This window comes from Dyella nitratireducens, from assembly GCF_014642835.1.
GTDB lineage: Bacteria > Pseudomonadota > Gammaproteobacteria > Xanthomonadales > Rhodanobacteraceae > Dyella_B > Dyella_B nitratireducens.
The window spans coordinates 445,873-468,376 of record NZ_BMJA01000003.1 but is presented as its reverse complement, the minus strand read 5'-3'; the positions used below and the strand labels follow the sequence as shown (position 1 = coordinate 468,376).

At 60.6% G+C, this 22,504-nt stretch carries 18 protein-coding genes; 10 read left to right on the top strand and 8 right to left on the bottom strand.

Features of this window, described 5'->3' with window-relative positions:
- The first annotated feature begins 232 nt into the window (after positions 1-232).
- Positions 233-1,285, top strand: coding sequence for a terpene synthase family protein (locus tag IEX75_RS17885; RefSeq protein WP_229720939.1), 1,053 nt, complete (start codon positions 233-235; stop codon positions 1,283-1,285).
- A complete protein-coding gene (locus tag IEX75_RS17880; protein ID WP_229720938.1) occupies positions 1,245-2,165 on the top strand; it encodes a geranyl diphosphate 2-C-methyltransferase in 921 nt (306 codons plus the stop codon). Before IEX75_RS17885 ends, IEX75_RS17880 begins: the two co-directional genes overlap by 41 nt.
- A 77-nt stretch (positions 2,166-2,242) precedes the next feature.
- Here IEX75_RS17880 and IEX75_RS17875 read toward each other — a convergent pair whose 3' ends face one another.
- Positions 2,243-3,448, bottom strand: coding sequence for a cation:proton antiporter (locus IEX75_RS17875; protein ID WP_188796255.1), 1,206 nt, complete (start codon positions 3,446-3,448; stop codon positions 2,243-2,245).
- A 44-nt stretch (positions 3,449-3,492) separates the two neighbouring features.
- Complete coding sequence (locus IEX75_RS17870) at positions 3,493-4,947, bottom strand: MFS transporter (protein WP_188796254.1); 1,455 nt, start codon at positions 4,945-4,947, stop codon at positions 3,493-3,495.
- 170 nt (positions 4,948-5,117) lie between these two features.
- On the opposite strand from IEX75_RS17870, the gene ligA reads away from it, so the two are divergent.
- Together ligA and epmA are read left to right on the top strand one after the other, a co-directional pair.
- Positions 5,118-7,505: an NAD-dependent DNA ligase LigA gene (gene ligA / locus IEX75_RS17865; RefSeq protein ID WP_188796253.1), complete on the top strand. Its 2,388-nt coding sequence runs from the start codon at positions 5,118-5,120 to the stop codon at positions 7,503-7,505.
- A gap of 5 nt (positions 7,506-7,510) precedes the next feature.
- Positions 7,511-8,485 (top strand): EF-P lysine aminoacylase EpmA, encoded by a 975-nt coding sequence (gene epmA, locus IEX75_RS17860; RefSeq protein WP_188796252.1) that lies wholly within the window; start codon positions 7,511-7,513, stop codon positions 8,483-8,485.
- A 380-nt stretch (positions 8,486-8,865) separates the two neighbouring features.
- On the opposite strand, the gene IEX75_RS17855 is transcribed toward epmA, so the two are convergent.
- The 6 genes from IEX75_RS17855 to IEX75_RS17830 form a co-directional block, all read right to left on the bottom strand.
- Positions 8,866-9,873 (bottom strand): NAD(P)H-quinone oxidoreductase, encoded by a 1,008-nt coding sequence (locus IEX75_RS17855; protein WP_229720937.1) that lies wholly within the window; start codon positions 9,871-9,873, stop codon positions 8,866-8,868.
- Positions 9,874-9,898: 25 nt separating this feature from the next.
- Positions 9,899-10,600: a pirin family protein gene (locus tag IEX75_RS17850; RefSeq protein ID WP_188796251.1), complete on the bottom strand. Its 702-nt coding sequence runs from the start codon at positions 10,598-10,600 to the stop codon at positions 9,899-9,901.
- Positions 10,601-10,689: 89 nt separating this feature from the next.
- The gene (locus tag IEX75_RS17845) at positions 10,690-12,132 is read right to left on the bottom strand and encodes a DHA2 family efflux MFS transporter permease subunit (RefSeq protein ID WP_423373166.1); all 1,443 of its coding nucleotides are present in this window, start codon (positions 12,130-12,132) and stop codon (positions 10,690-10,692) included.
- Positions 12,133-12,452: 320 nt separating this feature from the next.
- Positions 12,453-13,658, bottom strand: a complete 1,206-nt coding sequence (locus IEX75_RS17840) for an acetyl-CoA C-acyltransferase (protein ID WP_188796250.1) — start codon at positions 13,656-13,658, stop codon at positions 12,453-12,455.
- A gap of 140 nt (positions 13,659-13,798) precedes the next feature.
- Complete coding sequence (locus tag IEX75_RS17835) at positions 13,799-16,186, bottom strand: 3-hydroxyacyl-CoA dehydrogenase/enoyl-CoA hydratase family protein (protein WP_188796249.1); 2,388 nt, start codon at positions 16,184-16,186, stop codon at positions 13,799-13,801.
- A 78-nt stretch (positions 16,187-16,264) separates the two neighbouring features.
- Entirely contained in the window at positions 16,265-16,879 is a 615-nt protein-coding gene (locus tag IEX75_RS17830) for a TetR/AcrR family transcriptional regulator (RefSeq protein ID WP_188796248.1), read from the bottom strand.
- A 232-nt stretch (positions 16,880-17,111) separates the two neighbouring features.
- Between IEX75_RS17830 and ndk the strand changes: the two genes are divergently transcribed.
- The 6 genes from ndk to bamB all read left to right on the top strand — a co-directional run bounded on the left by ndk (position 17,112) and on the right by bamB (position 22,502).
- The gene (gene ndk / locus IEX75_RS17825; RefSeq protein ID WP_188796246.1) at positions 17,112-17,537 is read left to right on the top strand and encodes a nucleoside-diphosphate kinase; all 426 of its coding nucleotides are present in this window, start codon (positions 17,112-17,114) and stop codon (positions 17,535-17,537) included.
- A 12-nt stretch (positions 17,538-17,549) separates the two neighbouring features.
- Positions 17,550-18,668: a dual-specificity RNA methyltransferase RlmN gene (rlmN, locus tag IEX75_RS17820; protein WP_188796244.1), complete on the top strand. Its 1,119-nt coding sequence runs from the start codon at positions 17,550-17,552 to the stop codon at positions 18,666-18,668.
- The gene (pilW, locus tag IEX75_RS17815) at positions 18,658-19,452 is read left to right on the top strand and encodes a type IV pilus biogenesis/stability protein PilW (RefSeq protein ID WP_188796242.1); all 795 of its coding nucleotides are present in this window, start codon (positions 18,658-18,660) and stop codon (positions 19,450-19,452) included. Before rlmN ends, pilW begins: the two co-directional genes overlap by 11 nt.
- Entirely contained in the window at positions 19,449-20,504 is a 1,056-nt protein-coding gene (locus IEX75_RS17810; RefSeq protein WP_229720936.1) for a helix-turn-helix domain-containing protein, read from the top strand. The genes pilW and IEX75_RS17810 overlap by 4 nt, the downstream gene beginning before the upstream one ends.
- 151 nt (positions 20,505-20,655) lie before the next feature.
- Positions 20,656-21,306, top strand: coding sequence for a YfgM family protein (locus IEX75_RS17805; RefSeq protein ID WP_188796239.1), 651 nt, complete (start codon positions 20,656-20,658; stop codon positions 21,304-21,306).
- Entirely contained in the window at positions 21,303-22,502 is a 1,200-nt protein-coding gene (bamB, locus tag IEX75_RS17800) for an outer membrane protein assembly factor BamB (RefSeq protein WP_188796237.1), read from the top strand. The genes IEX75_RS17805 and bamB overlap by 4 nt, the downstream gene beginning before the upstream one ends.
- Positions 22,503-22,504: the final 2 nt, after the last annotated feature.

Here is a 22,504-nt window from a genome sequence, read left to right as displayed (position 1 = left end):
AGGTAAATCTGAGCGACTCTGTCCCCGTTTTTGAACGGGTAGCAGCATGACGATATGTGATTTATTTCGCAAAAGCAGCGCTCTGAAATAAACATCATCGGTCCGCGTTGCCGTTACCTCAGTATGTTCCTCTTGCTTTTGGTGCATACCGATTGCGTCGTGTAATCGGAAGCAGGTCTTTGAGCACCATTCGTAAACCCGTGATAGCGGCTCGCCATGGAGGTGCCGAGTCATGTCTGTCTATGCGGATAACAAAGCGAGTGTAAGAGATCTGGCGCATGACGATCTCGCATGGCGTCCGTACGGGATGACGTCTTGGGGTAATAGGGCAGCCCCGCCATTGTGTTGTCCAGTTGTCGAGAGGAATGACAACGAACTGATCAATGATCTCGATGACAGACTGATTGCATGGGCGCGTGAAGTCGGCTTTTCCGATGATTATCTGGATAAACTGCGGCGCACCAGTTTTGGACGTCTGATTGCGCTGACCCACAGTCATAGCGACGATGTGGATCGCTTACTTCTCGCTGCGCAGATCAATACCGCGTTATGGTCATTGGATGACTACTATGCAGACGACAGCACGATGGGGGCAGTGCAGGAGCAGTTGCCCACCCGCCTTGTGTCCGCTATGGCAGCCATGGAATCGCTGCCTCAGGTTGGCTCATACATGCATGAGCTGGAGGCCGGATGGGAAGGTGACCCAGTGCTGACGGCATTGAGGTCAAGCATGGATCGGATGCGGCGGCTGGCGTCGCCATCGCAAGTGGCACGGCTGTGCCACGCAACGTTCTCGCTGTTCGTCAGTAGCACAGCCTACGCGGAATGGCGGATCAAAGGCGTGTTCCCCCCGCTGGCCAATTATTTGATCATGCGGCAGTTCGACAGCTTTTATGTCTCGATGATGCTGATTGATGTCGTGGATGACTACGACCTGCCTGCAAATCTCTTCTACGACCCTAGGGTTTGCCGTGCTGCAAGGCAGGCAGGAGCAGCGTCGACCATCCTCAATGATTTGTATTCGGTTGCCAGGGACGCGGCAGATGAACGGCCCGTATGCAATGCGGTTCTGATCATCGCTGCTGAGCAGGGATGTTCGCTTCAGGCGGCCACCGCGCAGGTGGTGGATATTCATAACGCGCTTGTACGTGATTTTGAAGCATCGTGCCGAGCACTCGAGCACGTGCCTTCTGTGGAGCTCCAACGTTACCTGCATGGATTGCAAGCGTGGATGGGAGGGGCGTTTGCGTGGCACGACGCGTGCCCACGCTACAAGCATCTGTGACTTAAGGAGGAAAAGGGACATGGCTGGACAACAAGCAGCGAACGAGGTCATCAAAAGCCGGTATCAGCAATCGATTGCCGATTACTGGAACAAGGAACACAGCCCGGTCAACATCCGGCTCGGCGACGTCGATGGTTTGTATCATCACCATTACGGTATCGGTGATGTCAATCAGGCGGCACTCGAAGCGACGGATGCAAACAGCCGCCATGAACGGATCATTGCCGAGCTGCACCGGTTGGAGTCGGCGCAAGCGGGTTTCCTGCTCGATCACCTGGGCGATATCCAACCTGATGATCATCTGCTCGATTCGGGCTCGGGACGCGGCGGAACCAGCTTCATGGCGAACCGGCGATTCGGATGCCGTGTGGATGGCATATCCATTTCACAGAAGCAGGTGGATTTCGCGAATCAGCAAGCCGTGGATCGTGGCGTGTCGAACCGCGTGCGGTTCCATTTTCGCAATATGCTGGACACGTGGTTCGAGGACGCAAGGTTCAAGGCGGTTTGGAATAATGAGTCGACGATGTATGTCGATCTTCCTCCCCTGTTCAAGGAGTACCGGCGAATCATTCGTCCGGGCGGCCGTTATCTAACGATCACGGGGGCATGGAACGAAGAATTTGGCATGCCCCCGGAAGCCGTCAGCCTCATCAATGCGCGATATGGATGCAATGTGCACGCGCGCAGCGAGTATTTGAGTGCGCTGGATGCTCACGGGTTCCAGGTTCTGCAGGTGGAGAATTTGACGGAGCAGACATTGCCATACTGGAAATTGCGGGCCTCGTCGTCGGTGGCGACAGGCGTGGAAGAAGCCTTTATCACGGCATACGAAGAAGGGAGTTTCTTTTACTTGCTGATTGCCGCAGACAGGGAGTAACAAGCGTATAGGCCGGAATAACAACCCCAACTTTGCTTACAGCTTCTTGATGCTGGGATTTCATCCCAGCCTACGTGCTACCCGGCATTTTGCGCTTCCGTCGAAGCAGCCGTCTTCGCTGCCCGTTTCAGCAACCAAGCGAGGATCGGTGGCGTCACCATCGCCGTCAGCAGCGACATCGCCACGATGATGGCGTACATCTGATCGCTGAACACACCTGCGGCAAGCCCAAGGCTGGCGATCACCACGCCCACTTCACCGCGCGGCACCATGCCGAAGCCGACGATAGTGGCACCCATGCGACCCAACGATAGCGCACCCAGGAAGCCGCCCAGCAGCTTCGACACGATGGCGATCACCGTGACTACCAGCAATGCAATCAAGGCATCGGCATTGGCGAGCTGATGCAAATCGATCTTGCTGCCGGTCAGCACGAAGAAGAATGGCGTGAGCAGGGCGAGCAACGGTTGAATCTGCTGTTCCAGCGTATGTTGTTGACGCGTTTCCGAAGCGATCATGCCGGCCAGGAATGCGCCGATGATGGCGGCCAATCCAAACAGCGTGGATACATAGGCCAGCCCCAGGCAGAGAGCCAGCACGATGAGCAGCGGCGAATAAGTGCTATGCGGTTTTTCCAGCCAGGTGGAATTCCAGCGCATCACGCGCGTGCCGCCCCAGCCGATCACCGCGATAAAACCGATGGCGCCACCCAGTACCACCACCAAGTGCATGGGATCGAAGCCCTTGCCGCCTTGAAGCGATACCACGACACCGAGCAGCAGCATCGCCAGGATATCGTCGATCACGGCGGCGCCTAAAATCACCTTACTTTCCACGCGTTGCAGTGCGCCCAGCTCTTGCAGTACGCGCGCTGTGATACCCGCCGATGTGGCCACGAACGCGGCTGCGACGAACAGCGATTTACCCCAATCGAAGCCACTGGCATGCCCCCAGAAGCCACCCATGCCGAATGGCAGCAGCACACCGAGCACGCCGACGAGAAAGGCCGCTTTGCCGACTTTCTTCAGATCTTCCAGCCGTGTTTCCAGGCCCACTGAGAACAGCAGTAGCACGACGCCGATTTCGGCCAGTACATCCAGTGGCGTGCCGGTCGCGATCTGCTCGGGCGTAATCCAGCCCATGACCGACGGACCAATCACACAGCCGGCGGCGATTTCGCCGACGACGCCCGGCAGCTTCAGGCGTTGCGCTATTTCCGCGCCGATTTGTGCGGCGACGAATACGATGAAAAGCGCAAACAGAATGTCGTTAGCGTGATGCATGGTCGGAATCCTTCGATCATGGGCATATCCCTGATGCTACCGGCTCATGCCGTGGAAGACACGTGGCGGGCTGTAGGCGACGTCTTGTCTAGACGGGCAAAAACGCGACTGGCGACGGCAGTGATCACCGCCAGCACCAGCACCGTCCAGCGGAAAGCCACCACGTAAGCCCCGTTGTCTTGACCGTGCAGCAGCGTCTGCATCAGGAGAGTGGCCAGCGCAATGCCGAAGCTCATCGAGAGATATTGCGTGGTGGAAGCCATCGACGAGGCCATCGAAGCGTATTTCACGTCCAGGTCGGTGTAGATCAGCGTGTTCATCACGGTGTACTGCATGCCCATGAAGCCGCCGTAGACGAATACCAGCAGCGTGATCAGCGCGACCGGCGTGTGCGGGCCAAGCAGGGCGAACATCGCCAGCAAAGCGGCCACGATCAGCGTATTGCCGAACAGCAGGCGCCGGTATCCCAGCCGGACCAGGGTGCGGTTCACCAGCCATTTGCAACAGATCGAGCCCAGCGCCTGCGGCACCATCATCAGGCCCGCCGCCATCGGCGACCAGCCGCAGCCGACCTGCAGGAACAGCACGATCAGCAGAAACATGCCGCTTACGCCCAGCCGCGTCAGCAGGTTGCCCGACAGCGCGACCCAGACACTGCGCACGCGCAGCAGGGCCAGATCCGCGACGGGGTGCTCCGTGCGATGGCTGTGCCAGACATAGGCGGCGCCGAACGCAATGGCGAGCACCACCAGCAGGCCCATCTGACCCCAGCGGACGGTCTCATCCGCCGCGAATTCCGATGCGGCCAGCAGCAAGGCAGATGACGCGGCAAACAATATGAAGCCGAACAGGTCGAAGCGGCTGGCTGTCTCCAGTCGGTACTCAGGCATTTCACGATAGTTGAGCCACATGCCGACGATGCCTACCGGCACGTTGATCAGAAAAATCAGGCGCCAATTGGCGTATTCCACCAGCGCACCACCCAACAAAGGTCCCAGCACGGAGCCGAGCAGCCCGAACGTGGAAACCGTACTCATCACCTTCACGAAATCGCGCTTGTCGATGGTACGCACCAGAATGTAACGGCCCACCGGCATCAAGGCCGCACCACCGATACCTTGCAGTACGCGCGCAGCTACCAGTTGCTGCAAGGTCTGGGAGACGCCGCAAAGCAGGGAACCGATCGCGAATACGCTGATAGCGGCGCCAAAGACGCGGCGCGTGCCGAAACGGTCGCATAGCCAGGGCGTGGCCGGGATAAGAATCGCCAGGGTGAGCACGTAGCTGGTCAGCGCGCTGCGCATGTTCAGCGGTGTTTCGTGCAAGGCCGCGGCAACCGCTGGCACCGCCGTGTTGACGATGGTGGAATCCAGCGACTGCATGAAGAACGAAGCGGCCACCAGCCAGATCAGGCCGCTGTAGCGCTCATGGGAGGGGAGGTCTGCAACAGCGTCCGCCGTGGCTGCGTTAGCGGAAGAAGCGGCGGGCGAGGAGGGCATGAGCGCTATGATACCTGCTGTGGCAGTTATTTGGCTTAAAGGACGCCTGCTTTCCTGGTTCTTCTTCTTTCACGGAGGCTGCGAAAAACCTGCATCGTCGCCCAGGCGAATCCGGGTTTTCGTAGCCCGCGGGAGAGGGAATAACGACATCGAATCGTTACACTTCACCTATGAGCAAACCGTCAGCATTCCCACTGCCTGCCGATCGTGTGTCGGATCTGCGCAAGCAGATCGAACACGCCAACTATCGCTACCACGTACTGGATGATCCAGACATTCCGGATGCCGAATACGACCGTCTGATGCGCGAACTGGAAGCGCTGGAGGTCGAGCATCCGCAGTTGGCTACGCCCGACTCGCCCACCCGGCGCGTCGGCGCACGAGCGCGCGGCGGTTTTGCCGAAGTGCGACATGCCTTGCCGATGCTGTCGTTGAGCAATGCCTTCGAGCAGGAGGGAGACAACGATCGCGAGCGTTACCGCGAAGTGTCGGAGTTCGAGCGCCGTATCGAGCAGACGCTGGGGCGCAGCAATCCGGTGTTTTCGGTAGAACCGAAGCTGGATGGGCTGGCGATCAGCCTGCGCTATGAAGACGGCGTGTTCGTGCAAGGCGCCACGCGCGGCGACGGTGAAACCGGCGAAGAGGTCACCGCCAATCTGCGCACCGTGCGTTCCATTCCATTGCGCCTGCGCGGCGACGATTGGCCACGCGTACTGGAAGTGCGTGGCGAAGTGATCATGCTGCGCAGGGATTTCGAAGCTTTCAACGCCCACGCGCGCGAACACGGCGAGCGTCCCCTCGCCAACCCCCGCAATGGCGCCGCCGGTTCGTTGCGACAGCTTGATCCAGCCATCACGGCCAAGCGCAAACTTAGCTTCTTCGCTTATGGCGTGGGCATGGTCGAAGGCGCAGAGTTGCCGCCCTCGCATTCCAAGACGCTGCAGAAGCTGCGCGAGTGGGGTTTTCCCGTTTCCCCGGAAGTGAGTACAGCCAACGGTTTCGACGGCCTGCTTGCTTACTTCAAGCACATTGGCGCCAAGCGCGATCAACTGGCTTATGACATCGACGGCGTGGTGTACAAGCTTGATGACTACGTTGGCCAGCGCGAGATGGGCTTCGTGTCGCGCGCGCCACGCTGGGCGATTGCGCACAAATTTCCTGCGCAGGAGCAGAGCACCACGGTGGAGGCGATCGAGATCCAGATCGGCCGCACCGGCGCCGCTACACCCGTCGCACGCCTCACGCCTGTGCAGGTGGCAGGTGTCACCGTCACCAACGCCACGCTGCACAATGCTGATCAAGTGGCACGACTGGACGTACGTGTGGGTGACACGGTGATTGTGCGCCGCGCGGGCGATGTGATTCCGGAAGTGGTGCGCGTGATCTCCGATCGCCGCCCGCCGAAAACGCATCCCTGGCACATGCCCACGCATTGTCCGGTATGCGGTTCCGCCCTCGTGCGCGAAGAAGGCGAGGCAGCATGGCGCTGTTCGGGCGGATTGGTTTGTGCCGCGCAGCGCAAGGAAGCGTTGATTCACTTCGCTTCCCGTCGTGCGATGGATATCGAAGGCATCGGCGAACGCTTCGTCGATGCGTTGGTGGATTTCGGCTACGTGCATACACCGGCCGATTTGTACACGCTCACGCTTGAGGATTTCCTTGAAATGAAGCGCCGCGCCGATGAGCGCGACGGCACCACACCGGAAACCGTCAAGGCTGGCAAGATCGCCACCAAGTGGGCGGAGAACCTGATTGAAGGGATCGAGGCCAGCAAAAAGACCACGCTCGCGCGTTTTCTGTACGCGCTCGGCATCGTGCATATCGGCGAGAGCACCGCCAAGACACTGGCGAGCTGGCTGGGGCGGTTGGAGTGGGTACGCAGCATGCCGGCGGCAATCCTGCGTGAGCTTCCGGATATCGGCGCGGAGGTGGCGGGTTCCATCGACGCTTTCTTCAACCAGAAGGGCAATCGCGAGGTTGTCGATGCGCTGCTGAAAGCCGGCGTGACGCTGGGCGATGAAACCGATCCGTCGCCTCGCTTGCAGCAAAAACTCGGCTTGGCAGTATTGCTCGAAGATGCCGGCATCAACGGGATCGGTCATCGCAACGCCGAGTTGATGGCCTCGCATTTTTCGTCCGTTGCCAAATTACACAGCAGCGGCGCAACGCACTGGATAACGGCCGGTTTAGCACAGAATGCCGCGGCCAATCTCGACGAATATTTTTCCGACGACCAACGCCTTGCTGCCTTGCAGGAAGCAGAAGCCGCCATGCATCGCCTGCTCGCCGCCATACCCAAGCATGCCGAGGTGGAAACTCTACCCTTGACGGGCCAGACCGCCGTGCTCACCGGCACGCTGTCCAGCATGGGACGCGACGAAGCCAAGGAAAAGTTGGAGGCTTTGGGGGCGAAAGTGTCCGGCAGCGTATCGAAGAAGACCAACTTTGTGGTGGCGGGCGAGTCGGCCGGCTCCAAGCTCGACAAGGCACAGGAGCTGGGCGTGGCGGTTTGGGATGAAGCGCAGTTGCTGGCACTGTTCAAGAAGCACGGGGCCTGATCGCGATGGACGCCACCCTCAACAACATCACACCGTTTCGCCAGCGCCTGCAGGGCCGCGCGAAGTTGTACGCCATGATTCGCACGTTTTTTACAGATCGCGGTGTACTGGAAGTCGAAACGCCGATTTTGTCCGCGGCAGGCAATACCGATCCGAACATCGAAAGCTTCCACGCGCCCTTCCACGGTCATGTCGATGCCGGTTCGCGTGAACGTTGGTTGCGCACGTCGCCGGAATATCCTTTGAAACGCCTGCTCGCCGATGGCGTCGGCGACTGTTACGAACTCGGCCGCGTATTCCGCAACGGCGAAGCAGGGGAGCGGCACAATCCCGAATTCACCATGCTGGAGTGGTATCGCGTTGGCTGGACTCATCGGCAACTGATGGAGGAAACCATCGCACTGGTGGAAACCGCACTTGCGTTGGTGGGGCGCCGTGTTGAAGTGCTGATCGAAGGCTACCGGCAACTTTTTCTCGACGAACTGGGGCTGGATCCTTTGCATGCCGAGATCGAAGAACTACGTGCACCGCTGGCTCAATACAACATTAGCCCGGAAGGTCTCACCCGCGACGATTGGCTTGACCTGCTCATCACCCACAAGCTGCAACCGGCGTTTCCGCGTGATCGCATCACGGTGGTTCACGATTATCCGGCCAGTCAGAGCGCCCTGGCGCGTATTCGGCCCGGCGAGCCGCCGCTGGCCGAGCGTTTCGAGCTTTACCTGGGGCCTTACGAACTGGCCAATGGCTACCACGAACTCAACGATGCCACGGAACAACGCGCCCGGTTCGAACGTGACAACGCGCGCCGCCGTGAGCGTGGCTTGCGTGAGATGCCCATCGACGAACAACTGTTGGCGGTGCTGGAGCGCATGCCAGATTGCGCTGGTGTGGCGATGGGTATCGAGCGCTTGCTGATGTGCATGGCAGGCACGGACAAGATTGCGGATGTGTTGGCGTTTCCCTTTTCGAAAGCGTAACTGCTACAAGAAGCCATCGTTATGCGCTATCTGTCGCTTGCATTACTTAGTCCTACTCTGCTCGTCCTGGTTTGGTTGTATTGGACCTTTCCGAAAGACGCCTTTCCTCGCAAGCGGCGCCTTTATGATTTGGTGGTGATAGGCATGACGCTAGGTGCGTGCGTTTTCACCAGCATGCACATCGATGCAACCATGGTTTCTCCGGCCCTTGATGGGTTCGGGCGTCGGAGCGGACAGATATGGAGCCAGGTCAAGCCGGCGCTCTGCGGCTATGGCGTAGCTACGGCCTTACTGGGCCTGGGCATGTTGGTCCGTAGCCTATTGTGGCGGCGTGATCGTGGTCGTTCGGCTAGCAGTTAGGCGGCACATGGCCATGGCCGCTACCAGCGCAACAGAATTTTTCCGATGTGCGCACTGCTTTCCATCAATGCATGTGCGCGTGCGGCGTCATGAGCAGGAAAAATGTCATGGATGACCGGACGAAGGCGTTTGTCCGCAAACAGCGGCCATATGTGCTCATACAGTTTTTCTGCAATGGCTGACTTGAACGCAACGGAGCGAACGCGAAGCGTAGAACCGGTGATACGCAGCCGCCGACGCATGAGCATGCCGACATCGATCGTGGACTTCATGCCGCCGAGCGTAGCAATGATCACCAGCCGCCCATCGTCGGCCAAGGCATCCAGCTCGCGCGGAACATAGTCGCCGGCAACCATGTCCAGAATGACATCGGCACCACGACCGTCGGTCCAGGCTTTCACGCGCTCGACGAAATCCTCAGTGCGATAGTTGATGGCGCGTGCACCGAGCGACTCACAAGCGCGACACTTCTCATCATTGCCCGCCGTGGCAAACACGGGATGGCCCAGTGCATGCGCTAGCTGGATCGCCGTTACACCAATGCCGCTGGAACCGCCTTGCACCAGCAGGCTTTCTTTTGAACCCTCTTCACGTTGTCCCAAATGGCCGCGATCGAAGACATTGCTCCACACGGTGAAGTAGTTTTCCGGCAGTGACGCGGCTTCCAGCGTGCTCATGCCGCGTGGTACAGGCAGGCACTGGCCAAGCGGAGCGACGGCGTATTGCGCATAGCCGCCACCGGCCAGCAAGGCGCAGACGGCATCGCCGCGCTTGAGCTCGAACGGATTGCTGCCGCTGAAATCGCCGTCTACCACTTCGCCGGCGACTTCCAGCCCAGGCAGATCGGAAGCGCCTGGAGGCGGTGCATAGTGTCCTTGCCGCTGGAAGACATCCGGGCGATTCACACCCGATGCCACGACCTTGATCAACACCTCGCCGGCACCCGGTTGCGGCACTGGGCGCTCGGCGAGTCGCAAGACCTCCGGGCCACCGAAATGCGGAATGTCGATGGCTTGCATGGTTGTCATCAAGGAAGCTTCCTGTGGTTTTGTCTCATGGGCTTGAATCGACCAGCACCAGCTCCGCGTCTTCGAGCGCCTTCACTTGGAGCGCAGTTTCGTCGTGAATCGCTACGCCATCGCGTGCATCGACGCGAATGCCGTTCACCTCGACCGCACCTTTGGCGGGTACAAGATAGGCGTAGCGCCGTTTGTCCAACGTGTAATGCGCCGTCTCTCCAGCTTTCAGCGTGGCGCCGAGCACGCGTGCGTTGGTGCGCAAGGGCAGGGCATCTGCATCACCTTCCATGCCGCTGGCCAGGGCCACAAACTGTCCCGAGCGCTCACCGGCGGGGAACGGTTTGGTGCCCCATGATGGCGCGCGACCGCGCTCGTCCGGAATGATCCAGATCTGGAAGATGCGCGTGGTGTCCGATTCCAGGTTGTACTCGCTATGCGTGATGCCGCTGCCTGCGCTCATCACTTGCACGTCGCCGGCTACGGTGCGGCCCTGGTTGCCCAGGTTGTCACGATGCGTGATGGCGCCCTCGCGCACGTAGGTGATGATTTCCATATCCGCATGCGGGTGCGGCGGAAAGCCGGTTTGCGAGGCGATGCTGTCGTCATTCCACACACGTAGCGCCCCCCAGCCCATGCGCTTGCCGTCGTTGTAGCCGGCGAAAGAGAAATGATGCTTGGCCTTGAGCCAGCCGTGATCGGCACCGCCAAGGCTGTTGAAAGGACGCCGTTCGATCATGGAACACCTCGCTTGTTTCGAATGCCGCGAAACATAAGGCCTATCACTGCGATGGGGAACGATCGCCAGAGAAACAGTGTGTCGCCAACTCAACGATGCCGATGTCCGCTCATTTCATGCCCGGCATCAGGTGCAAAGGCGCGATGCCAGCGGGTGGAACTGAGCGAGATCAGGGTGACCACCAGAAATGCTACGGAAAAGTTCAAGCGGCTCGGTTCGGTGTTGTGGCTGGCGGCCATGGCGAGCTTGAGGATCAGCGCGCCACAGCACACACCTACCGACAGCATCAGCTGCTGCAGGGTGGAATAGAAACTGTTGGCCGCGCTCATGCGATCGGTCGGCACTGCCTCGTAGGCGATGGTGTTGTAAGCGGTGAACTGCACCGACATGATGATGCCGCAGCACACCAGCAAGCCGAACATCAGCCAGAACGGCCAATCCGCCCGGAAGAACGCGCAGACGGCATAACTCAGGCCGGCGAGTACGCCGTTGTAGACCATCACACGGCGAAAACCGATCCAGCGCAGCAGGCGGGTGGTGAGGACACGGGCGAGCAGCGCGCCGACGGAAATGGCCAGGATCAACTGACCGCTGCGTAGCGCCGAGAAGCCGAGCCCGATCTGCAGCAACAGCGGCAGCAGGAACGGCTGTGCGCCTTGGGTGATGCGCATCAGTGCGCCGGAAATCACCGAGAGCCGGAACGAATCGATGCGCAGCAGCGTCAGATCCACCGCGGGATGCTCGCGGCGTTTGGCGTGCTTGACGTAAGCCAGGCACGCGGCCGTGCCGACGGCCACGAGCATCACGCCATTGCGCGCGCTGGTGTTCTCGCCAAACAGCTCCAGGCCGAATAGCAGGCAGCCCAAGCCGACGCTGCAAAGCGCAAAACCCAGCCAGTCGAACGGTGCAGGACGAGTTCCGCAGTGCACCTCCGGCACGTAGCGCCGAACCAGCCAGTAACCCAACACGCCGATTGGCACATTGATGTAGAAGATCCAGCGCCAGTCGAAGTACTGGACGATGAAGCCACCCAGCGGTGGCCCGGCCATGGTGCCGAGCACGGCTGGAATCAGCGTCCACATCATGGATGACACCAGATGCTTGCGCTCTACCGTGCGCAGGATCACCAGCCGTCCTACCGGCCCCATCATCGCGCCGCCCGTGCCTTGCACCAGCCGTGCGGCCACCATCATCGGCAGGCTATGGGTGAGCGAGCAGAGGATGGAGCCGATGATGAACACCACCATCGCGCTGTTGAACACGCGCTTGGCGCCGAAGCGGTCGGCAATGGCGCCGCTCACCGGAATGAGAATCGCCAGCGCAAGCAGATAACTGGTAATCGCCACGCTCATGGCCGGGGCGGAAACGCCGAAGTCGCGTGCCATGGTGGGCAGGGCGGTGGCGAGCACCGTACCGTCGACTTGTTCCAGGAAGATCGCGCAACCGACGATCAGGGAAATGACGCGGTAGTCGGGATAGGCCGGCTGATCGGTGGCCGGCAAGTCCAGCTTTTCCTCTGTCAACGCGCTCACGAACGGTTCCTGCAGCGAGCGCAGCGGGCCTACGCCTGGTGGCGAGGATGTCGGAAGCGCTCAGGACGTGGGCGCATCGGGGTGTGCGCCGCAACGTGTCGCATTATTCGCTTGGCGGAAGATAAGGACAAGCGTTTAAGCTCGCTTCGCCAGGACGACGGTTCACGTTTTTCCGCAGGTCGTAGGTTGGGGTGCAAACCCCAACATGGCGCGATCACAGGCATGGCGATGTTGGGGTTTGCACCCCAACCTACGAACGTTCCCCACGAGGTTCGCCAGCCCTCTCCCTGGCTGGGAGAGGGCGTGGTTCATGGCGACGATCAGACTGCCTCAAACACACCGGCAGCACCCATACCGGTACCGATACACATCGTCACCATTCCGTACTTCTGCTTGCGACGGCGCAAACCATGCACCAGCGTTGCCGTACGAACCGCACCGGTGGCACCGAGCGGATGGCCCAGCGCAATGGCGCCGCCGAGCGGGTTCACCTTGGCCTGGTCTAGACCCAAATCGCCGATCACGGCGAGCGCCTGCGCGGCGAAGGCTTCGTTCAGTTCGATCCAGTCCAGCTGATCCTGCTTGATGCCAGTTTGCTTGAGCGCCTTCGGAATCGCTTCCTTCGGGCCGATACCCATGATCTCTGGGCGCACGCCGGCCACCGAGTAGCCGACGAAACGGGCGAGGGGAGTGAGGCCGTAGTCCTTGATCGCCTGCTCGCTGGCCAGCAGCACCGCAGCGGCGCCGTCGGAAGTCTGTGAGGAATTGCCCGCCGTCACACTGCCGCCGAACTGCCCATTGCGGAAGACCGTCTTCAGCTTGCCCAGCACGTCCGGCGTGCTGCCGGCGCGGGGACCTTCGTCGGTGTCGATCATGCGGCTGTCGGTTTTGATGCCACGGGTCGCGAGATCGGGGTAATGGTCGTCGAGCTGGAACGGCGTGATCTCGTCCTTGAACTCGCCTGCCTTGATCGCGGCAAGGGCACGATCGTGGCTTTGCGCGGCGAATGCATCCTGCGCTTCACGCGAGACCTTCCACTGTTTAGCGACGTTCTCGGCGGTAATGCCCATGCCGTAGGCGATACCAATGTGCTCGTTGTCGAAGATGGCCGGATTCATCGCCACCTTGTGGCCCATCATCGGCACCATGCTCATGCTTTCGGTGCCGGCCGCGATCATCAGATCGGCTTCGCCGAGGCGGATACGATCGGCCGCCATCGCCACGGCTTGCAGGCCGGACGAACAGAAGCGGTTGACGGTGACGCCCGGCACGGTGTCCGGCAGGCCGGCCAGCAGCAGGCCGATACGGGCCACGTTCATGCCCTGCTCGGCTTCGGGCATGGCACAGCCGACGATCACGTCGCCGATGCGATGCGGATCGATGCCCGGCGCTTGCGCCATCACGGCACGGATCACATGGGCGAGCATGTCGTCGGGACGGGTATTGCGGAATATGCCACGCGGCGCCTTGCCGACCGGGGTGCGGGTGGCGGCGACGATGTAGGCGTCTTGCACTTGCTTGGTCATGGTCTTTGCTCCGTGGCGTCGCGCACCGTGCGGCGACGCCGTTTGGTTTTTCCGTCGTCCCGGCGAAAGCCGGGACCCAGTGTCTTTGGTGGTGCGTGCGAAAGTCGCTGGGCTCCGGCTTGCGTCGGAGCGACGAGCGTTTAGTTCCTGAGCGGTTTACCGGTCGTCATCGTGTGAGCGATGCGTGCCTGCGTTTTCTCCGTCTGCGCCAGCTCCACGAAATACTTGCGTTCCAGATCCAGCAGCCACTCCTCATCCACTAACGAACCGCGCTCGATCGCGCCGCCGCATAGCGTGTCGGCAATGCGCGTAGCGATCGCGACGTCGTGCTCGGAGGCGAAATAGCCAGCTTGCAGATTGGCCAGCGAAGCCTTGAACGTAGCGGTACCGACGTCGCCAGCAACCGGGACGTTGCGAGCGTACAGCGGTGCACGCCAACCGCTTTCGGCGAGTGAGCTGGCCACTTGTTTGGCGACATAGAGCAATTCGTAAGCGTTGAACACCACCACGTCGCTCTCGCGCAGCAGACCGAGTTGCTTGGCTTCCAGCGCGCTGCCGGAAACCTTCGCCATTGCTACGGTCTCGAACACTTTCTTCAGCGATTCGAACGGATCGCTGGGGTTGCTCTGGGCGGCGCGAATGGCCAGTTCATGCAGACCGCCACCGGCAGGCAGCAGGCCGACGCCGGCTTCGACCAGGCCGATATAGCTTTCCAATGCAGCAACTGTACGCGCCGAATGCATCTGGAATTCGCAACCACCGCCCAGGCACAAACCACGCACGGCCGAGACCACCGGTACCAAAGCATGCTTGACGCGCATGCTGGTGCGCTGGAAGTTGGCGACCATCGCATCGAATTCCTTGACCTTGCCGGCTTGCAGCAAACCCAGTGCACCCTTCAGATCCGCGCCAGCGGAGAACGGCTCGGCGGTCTGCCAGATCACCACGGCCTTGAGTTTTTCTTCCGCCACGCCGATGGCGTACTGAATGCCGTCGAGCACCTGATCGTTGACCGTATTCATCTTGGTCTTGAACGAGATGATGCCGACGTTGTCGTCGCCCAGCGTCCACAGGCGGATGCCGTCGTTCTCCCATACGGTGGTGCCTTGGTCGAACTTCTCGCCAAGGATCGCGTCGGGGAACAACTGGCGCTTATAGACCGGATGCTGCGAGCGCAGCTTGTCGGCGTTGGCGGCAGCCGAGTACGAACCGTTCTTGCCATGCACGCCATGGCGGCCGTCCGTGACCCACTTCGGCAGCGGCGCCTTGCTCATCGCTTTGCCGGCGTCGATGTCTTCCTGGATCCACTGCGCGACCTGCTGCCAGCCGGCGGCCTGCCAGGTCTCGAACGGACCGAGCTTCCAGCCGTAGCCCCAGCGAATGGCAAAGTCGACGTCACGCGCGGTGTCGGCGATGTCGGCCAGGTGGTAGGCGGTGTAATGGAACAGGTCGCGGAAGGTGGCCCACAGGAACTGTGCTTGCGGATCGCTGGACGCGCGCAGCTTGCCGAATTTCTCGGCAGGGTCCTTGATGGCGAGGATGGCCGACACTTCGTCCGAAGCCTTTTGCTCGGAAGCGCGATAGTCGCGCTTGGCCACGTCCAGCACCACGATGTCCTTGCCGGCTTTGCGATAGAAACCGGCGCCGGTCTTCTGGCCCAGCGCACCCTGTTCAATCAGGCCGCTCAACCACACAGGTGCTTTGAAGTACTCGTGCCACGGATCATCGGCCAGGGTATCGGCCATGGTCTTGATCACGTGCGCCATGGTGTCCAGACCCACCACGTCGGCAGTGCGGTAGGTGGCGCTCTTGGGGCGGCCGACGGCTGGGCCGGTCAGTGCGTCGACGATGTCGAAGCCGAGCTTGAACTGCTCGGTGTGGTGCATGGTGGCCAGCATCGAGAACACGCCGATGCGGTTGCCGATGAAGTTCGGCGTGTCTTTCGCGTAGACCACGCCCTTGCCAACGGTGGTGGTCAGGAAGGCTTCCAGGCCTTCGAGCACGCTGGCGTCGGTGAGCCGGGTCGGGATCAGTTCCACCAGGTGCATGTAGCGCGGCGGGTTGAAGAAGTGCACGCCGGTAAAGCGATGGCGCATTTCTTCCGGCAGCGCATCGGCCAGGCCATTGATGGAGAGGCCCGAGGTATTGCTGGCCAGCACGGCGGTGGGCGACACGTACGGCGCGATCTTCTTATAGAGATCCAGCTTCCAATCCATCCGCTCTGCGATCGCTTCGATCACCAGGTCCACATCCTTCAGCTTGTCGAGGTCTTCCTCGTAGTTGGCCGGGATGATGGCCGCAGCACGGTTGCCGTCGGCCAGCGGGGCGGGTGAGAGCTTTTTCAGATTCTCGATCGCCTTGAGGGCGATGCCGCTCTTGGGGCCTTCTTTGGCGGGCAGGTCGAACAGCACGGTTTCGACGTCGGCGTTGGTCAGGTGCGCGGCGATCTGTGCGCCCATGACACCGGCGCCGAGCACCGCGGCCTTGCGGATGCGTAGCGCGGACTTCGTGAGGGATGGAGCGGTCATTGGCTTCTCCGTAGTACGAATGCGTAGCAGGTAAGTAAAGAAGGTGCGGGAAGCACATGGCCTCCCGATGACAGGAATTCAGGGGGCGCGCAGGCCGGAGGCGGCGAAGCGGATCAGATGCTCGGCCGTCTGTTCGCGATGGGTGACTTCGCTGACGTCACTCTTGCGCTGGATGATGCCGAAGCCCGACATGGCATGCGTCAGGGCGCCGGTGACCAAGTCGATGCGCCAGTACAGCTCCTCCTTGCTCAAACCGGGCAGCAAGCGGGCGAACTCGTTGGTGAATTGCCGCATCACGTGGCCGTAGTTCTCGGACAGGAACTTGCGCAGGCTGTCGTCATGTTCGGCAAAGGCACGAGCCAGCACGCGCATGAACAGGCCGCCGCCGCCATCGTGGGAGAGGTCCAGGGCAGGGCGGATGAAGGCGGACAGCACGTCTTCCAGCGTTGTCTCTGGGAGTCCGGAGATCTGCTTCAGGGCAGCCAGGCGGCGGGCATTGAGCTGGTCCAGGCGGCGCTTGAAGACCTGCTCGACCAGATGGTCCTTGGAACCGAAGTGGTAATTCACGGCGGCCAGGTTTACGCCGGCGGCTGCGGTGAGCTGGCGAAGCGAGGCGCCTTCGAATCCGCGCTGGGCAAACAGCGCTTCGGCCGCGGTCAGAATACGTTCCTTGGTAGAGGCGGAACTGTTCACGGGCACACGCCTGTCGAGTGGTTCAAACGATCGTTTGAGGATACGCGCGGCGCCCCGGAGCAGTCAAACAGTCGTTTGCCTAGCGCTCGGAGCGGGGTTGCTTATGGGCTAGAATCTGTCAAACTTTCGTGAGCTAAATCCGCATTTCCATACGTATTTAGTTCTATCTTTCCTTCTGACGTTGTCCTGTCAGGCCGCCCATCAATTAGTCCGCATAACCGGAGCAGACCGCATGGCGCTGGAGCGCACCCTTTCCATTATCAAACCCGACGCTGTTGCCAAGAATGTTGTCGGTGAAATCTACGCACGCTTCGAGAAGGCGGGCCTGAAAGTCGTTGCAGCAAAGATGAAGCATCTTTCGCGTAAAGAAGCAGAAGGCTTCTACGCGGTGCATCGCGAGCGTCCCTTCTTCAATGCACTGGTGGAATTCATGATTTCCGGCCCGGTGATGATCCAGGTGCTGCAGGGGGAAAACGCTGTTCTCAAGAATCGCGAACTGATGGGCGCGACCAATCCGAAGGAAGCCGCCAAGGGCACCATTCGCGCTGATTTTGCCGAATCGATCGACGCGAACGCCGTGCACGGTTCGGATGCTGCCGAAACCGCAGCAAACGAAATCGCTTACTTCTTCGCTACAACCGAAGTGTTTCCGCGCTAACGAATAACGCAAGTGAACCAGGTGGAAAAAGTCAATCTGCTCGATTTCGATCGCCAAGGTCTGCGTGAATTTTTTGCGCAGCTCGGTGAGAAGCCTTATCGCGCCGAGCAGGTGATGAAGTGGATCTATCACCGCCTGGAAGACAACTTCGAAAATATGACCGACGTAGGCAAGGCGCTGCGCGCCAAGCTCGAAGCCACGTGCTACGTCGGTCCGCCCAACACGCTGTTCGATAAAGGTGCTGCCGACGGCACGCACAAATGGCTATTGGGCATGGACGGCGGCAATGCCGTCGAGGCGGTCTACATCCCCGAGCCCACCCGCGGTACGTTGTGCGTGTCCTCGCAGGTGGGCTGCGGCTTGAACTGTCAGTTCTGCTCTACCGCCACCCAGGGCTTCAATCGCAACCTCGCTACGTCCGAGATCATCGGCCAGATGTGGGTGGCCGCGAAGCACCTCGGCAACGTCACGCATCAGAACCGCCGCATTACCAACGTGGTGATGATGGGCATGGGCGAGCCGCTCTTGAACTTCGACAACGTCGTGAAGGCGATGAGCCTGATGCGCGACGATCTCGGTTTTGGCCTCGCGTCCAAGCGCGTCACGTTGTCGACCGCCGGCCTGGTGCCGATGATCGACAAGCTTTCCGAAAGTATCGACGTATCGCTTGCCGTATCGCTGCATGCGGCCAACGATGAGCTGCGTACCGAACTGGTGCCGCTCAATAAGCGCTTCCCGATCGCCGAACTGATGGCTGCATGTCAACGTTGGATCGTTCGCAAGCCGCGCACATCCATCACCTTCGAATACACGCTAATGAAAGGCGTGAACGACCAGCCTGAGCATGCGCGCCAACTGATCAAGTTCATGCGCAAGTTGCCGACCTGCAAGGTCAATCTGATTCCGTTCAATCCGTTCCCGGGTACTCGCTTCGAACGCTCCGAAATGGAAGTCATCCGGGCGTTCCAGACGCAGTTGCTCAATGCGAACATCCTCACTATGTTGCGCCGTACGCGTGGCGACGACATCGATGCCGCATGCGGCCAGTTGAAAGGTCAAGTGTTGGATCGCACGCGTCGCCAGGCCGAATTCCGCAAGCGTTTGGACGAGGGGACAGCTCATGCGGCGTAATCGCATCTTGCTCGGTATCTGCCTGGCAGCATTGCTGGCGGGCTGTCACCGGTCGATGACGCAGCCGACTCCACCTCCCGAGCCTACGTTGCCTAAGCAAACCAAGGCAGAGAAAGCACAAAGTGCCGCCGATGTGCATACGCGCCTGGCGCAGCATTACATCGACATCGGCAATCTTCAGGGCGCGCTGGAAAAGGTCAAGATCGCCGTGCAGGACGATCCGACCTTCGTACCGGCGCAGACGGTGATGGCGTACATCTACGAACGCATCAACGATGTGCCGAATGCGGAAGCCCATTACCGCCGGGCGCAGGAATTGCAGCCCGACAAAGGCGATACCAACAACAACCTGGCCCAGTTCCTGTGCCGTATCGGCAAGGGGCAGGATGCCATGCCGTATTTCACCAAGGCACTCGCCGATCCGTTCTACAAGACACCGGACGTGGCCTTGGCCAACCAAGGGATCTGCCAACTGCAGATGGGTGATCAAGCCGGCGCCGAGGCCAATCTTCGCAAGGCGATCCAGCTCAATCCAAATAATGCCAATGCGCTGCTGCAGCTTGCCCACGTGCTTTATCTCAAGCAGCAATACTTCGACGCCAGCGCATTCCTGCAGCGCCTCGACGCGATGGGGCAATTCAATGCCGACTCCTTGAAGCTCGGCTACGACATCGAATCTCACTTGGGTAACAGGGACGCCGCCCAAAACTACAGCAAACGGCTGCTTAGCCAGTTCCCGGACTCGGAACAGGCGCAGGCCCTCAATTCATCCGTGCACCCATGATTTCCGAGCAGTCCAATCCGGCAGCGCAGCAGGAGACTTCCTCCGAAACGTCCGCCACGACCGCAGCGAACATGGAACAGCGCGCTGCCGAATTCCGCTTTAACGAAGAGCCCGGTTTTGGTTCGCGCTTGCGTGCGGTGCGCGAAGCGCGTGGCCTGGATCTGGAAACTTGCGGTCACGCCCTGCATCTGCCGGTGCGCGTACTGCGCCAGCTCGAGAGCAACGACTTCGGCGGCATCGACTACCAGGTGTATCTGGGTGGCTACCTTCGCAAATACGGGCAGTATCTCGAGATCGAGGAAAGCGAGATCGAGGCGGTCCTCGCCAAGCTCAAGCCAGCGCAGCCCAAACTGGTTTCCACGGGTGGCGTGTCGCATTCCCGCTATCTGCTGGATCAGTACGCCAAGGCCGCGACCTACGTCGTGTTGACACTGGTGATCGCCGTGCCAACCGTATGGTTGGGCATGCGGGGCACGCTGACGCGCGATATGAGCCGTCTGTCGCCGCTCGATGCCACGCCAGTCGCCCAGCAAGATGCACCGCCGCCGGCTGCTGCGCCGGCCGCCTCCACCAGCAGTGCGGCGAAAGTTGTCGCAAGTACCACTGCTTTGGCACAGGGAACGCCTGTAAAGGCCCCGGCAGCCGCCGCTTCCGCGCCAAGCCCGGCGGCGGCGCAACAGCCGTTGCTGGCTTCCATGGTGCCGATGCCCAATCTCGACAACGAACCGGCCATCGCTGCTCCCGCTGCCGGCAATGCGCCAGCAGTGGCTGCCGGAAGCGGGGCGCACAGCCTAACGCTCAATCTGGCTAACGCAAGCTGGGTAGAAGTGGTCAGCAAGGATGGCACGAAGTTGGAGTACGGCTTGTTGCCAGCGGGCACCACCAAGACCTACCACAGCGACCAGCCGCTGGAAGTGCGCATCGGCAACGCGAATGGCGCGCAGGTGACTGTCGACGGCCAGCCCATGGCGCTCGACTCTTATCGTCGTGCCAACATCGCGCATTTCCGCGTTGACATTCAGGACGGCAAGGCTACGCCTAGCGGTGCCTGAGGGGCGGATTCGATAGCCTTCACCCCCCTTCGATCGGTTATGCTTGCACATTGCCCGCCCGTCGGGTGGGCGATGCCGCTGCCGCCGGATAGCGGCGGCCAAGAACGCCTTTTTCCACGCCTTCCGGCGTTATTCGCGATACGGTGATTGCATGGCATTCAATGCTTACGACGACTACGAACAGAGCGAACGCGTACAAAAGTGGCTGCGGCAGAATGGCCTGTCGATCGCTGTGGGTGTCGTCATCGGCTTGATTGCCATCTTCGGTTACCAGCAATGGCGCAACCATCGCACTGAACATCAGATGCAGGCATCTGGTCTTTACCAGCAACTGCAAGGCGTGCTCGACACGGGCAACACCAATGCCGTCGACGTGATCATTCAGCAGTTGATGAAGGATTACTCCGATACGCCCTACGCGCTGTTCGCCGTAAGCGACCGTGCACGCCGCCAGATGGAAGACAAGCAGCCCGACAAAGCGCTCGATTCGCTCGCCTGGGCCGAACAGCATGCTCCCAGTCCGGAATTGAAGGCGCTGGTGGAGTTGCGCATCGCGCACGTTCAGATGGGCAAGGGCAACGCCCAGGAAGCATTGAATGCCCTGGATCGCATGCCGCCTAACAGCTACTCCATCGAGAGCCAGGAACTACGCGGCGATGCGCTGGTCAAGCTGGGACGGCGCGACGATGCCCTCAAGGCCTATCAGGCCTCGGTCAGCGCGATGGGGCCGAACGCATCGCAGGACAATGAAGTGCAAATGAAAATCGACGATCTGGCCACGGCCGGGAAGCAGGGTGCATGAAACGTTTTTGGCTGATCGTAGTGACCGGCTCGCTGGTAGCGCTTGCTGGCTGTCATTCCTTCAAGAAAGAAAACATCCAGCCGCCGACACCGCTGGCCAAAGACTTCAAGCCGACCGTGCAGGTCGCGCGGGTCTGGAAAGAACGCGTCGGCCATGGCGCTGGCGTGAGCGGTGTGCGCATGGAGCCCACCGTGGTGGATGGCGTGCTCTATGCCGCCAGTACGGATGGTGTGATCGCAGCGCTCGATCCCAATACCGGCAAGACCATCTGGGAAAACAAGAGCCGCACCCATGGCTGGTTCGGCTGGGGCGATAAGAAACGCAAAGATGCGTTCTATGCCGGTGGTCCGGCGGTAGCAGGCGATCTGCTCGTCATCGGCACGCTCGACGGCCATGTGTATGGCCTCAGCTCCAAGGATGGCACTCAGCGCTGGGTTGCGACGCTGCCGTCGGAAGTGATCGACTCGCCGACGATCAATAACGCGCTGGTGATGGTGCGCACGCAGGACGGCCGCGTGTATGGCCTGGACAGCAACACCGGCGAGCGTCGCTGGGTGAACGATCAGGGCAGCGTGCCGCTGCTTAGCCTTCGTGGGAATGGCTCGCTGCTGGCCACCAACGGCGTGGTGTTCTTCGGTAGCGACGACGGCAAGCTGTTGGCACTGCGCGAAGACAACGGCGACAAGCTGTGGGAGCAAAAGTTGGCGACAGGTGAAGGCCGTACCGATATCGAACGCATGAACGACGCTGACGGCGGCGTTGTGCTCGATGGCAGCACGCTCTACGCCTCGGCTTACCACGGCAACCTCACCGCCGTGGATGGCCCTAGTGGCCGCCCGCTGTGGGCGCGTCCGTTCTCCACCTATACCTCGATGGCGCTTAGCGGCAATAGCTTGTTCGGCGTCAATACCGATTCGCAAGTTTGGGCGTTCGACAAGAGCAGCGGCGCCGACATGTGGAAGAACGACGATCTCAAGTATCGCTGGCTGACCGCACCGGCGGTGCAGGCCGACTATATTGTCGTCGGCGACATCGAAGGCTACGTGCACTGGCTGCAGACCGGCGACGGTGCGCTGGCCGGACGCGAGCGTCTTTCCAAGAAAGCCATTCGCGCACAGCCGATCGTGGCCAACGGCCTGGTCTACATCGAAGACGTGGAGGGCCACATCGCCGCTTACCGTCTTGGTGCGAAGTAATT

Excerpts from the sequence above, each read along its gene's own strand:
- bamB (WP_188796237.1), top strand. The coding sequence starts at position 21,303 with ATGAAACGTTTTTGGCTGATCGTAGTGACCGGCTCGCTGGTAGCGCTT.
- pilW (WP_188796242.1), top strand. The coding sequence starts at position 18,658 with ATGCGGCGTAATCGCATCTTGCTCGGTATCTGCCTGGCAGCATTGCTG.
- IEX75_RS17805 (WP_188796239.1), top strand. The coding sequence starts at position 20,656 with ATGGCATTCAATGCTTACGACGACTACGAACAGAGCGAACGCGTACAA.
- epmA (WP_188796252.1), top strand. The coding sequence starts at position 7,511 with ATGGACGCCACCCTCAACAACATCACACCGTTTCGCCAGCGCCTGCAG.
- IEX75_RS17875 (WP_188796255.1), bottom strand. The coding sequence starts at position 3,448 with ATGCATCACGCTAACGACATTCTGTTTGCGCTTTTCATCGTATTCGTC.
- IEX75_RS17835 (WP_188796249.1), bottom strand. The coding sequence starts at position 16,186 with ATGACCGCTCCATCCCTCACGAAGTCCGCGCTACGCATCCGCAAGGCC.
- ndk (WP_188796246.1), top strand. The coding sequence starts at position 17,112 with ATGGCGCTGGAGCGCACCCTTTCCATTATCAAACCCGACGCTGTTGCC.
- IEX75_RS17870 (WP_188796254.1), bottom strand. The coding sequence starts at position 4,947 with ATGCCCTCCTCGCCCGCCGCTTCTTCCGCTAACGCAGCCACGGCGGAC.
- IEX75_RS17840 (WP_188796250.1), bottom strand. The coding sequence starts at position 13,658 with ATGACCAAGCAAGTGCAAGACGCCTACATCGTCGCCGCCACCCGCACC.
- IEX75_RS17850 (WP_188796251.1), bottom strand. The coding sequence starts at position 10,600 with ATGATCGAACGGCGTCCTTTCAACAGCCTTGGCGGTGCCGATCACGGC.
- IEX75_RS17810 (WP_229720936.1), top strand. The coding sequence starts at position 19,449 with ATGATTTCCGAGCAGTCCAATCCGGCAGCGCAGCAGGAGACTTCCTCC.
- IEX75_RS17885 (WP_229720939.1), top strand. The coding sequence starts at position 233 with ATGTCTGTCTATGCGGATAACAAAGCGAGTGTAAGAGATCTGGCGCAT.
- IEX75_RS17855 (WP_229720937.1), bottom strand. The coding sequence starts at position 9,873 with ATGACAACCATGCAAGCCATCGACATTCCGCATTTCGGTGGCCCGGAG.
- ligA (WP_188796253.1), top strand. The coding sequence starts at position 5,118 with ATGAGCAAACCGTCAGCATTCCCACTGCCTGCCGATCGTGTGTCGGAT.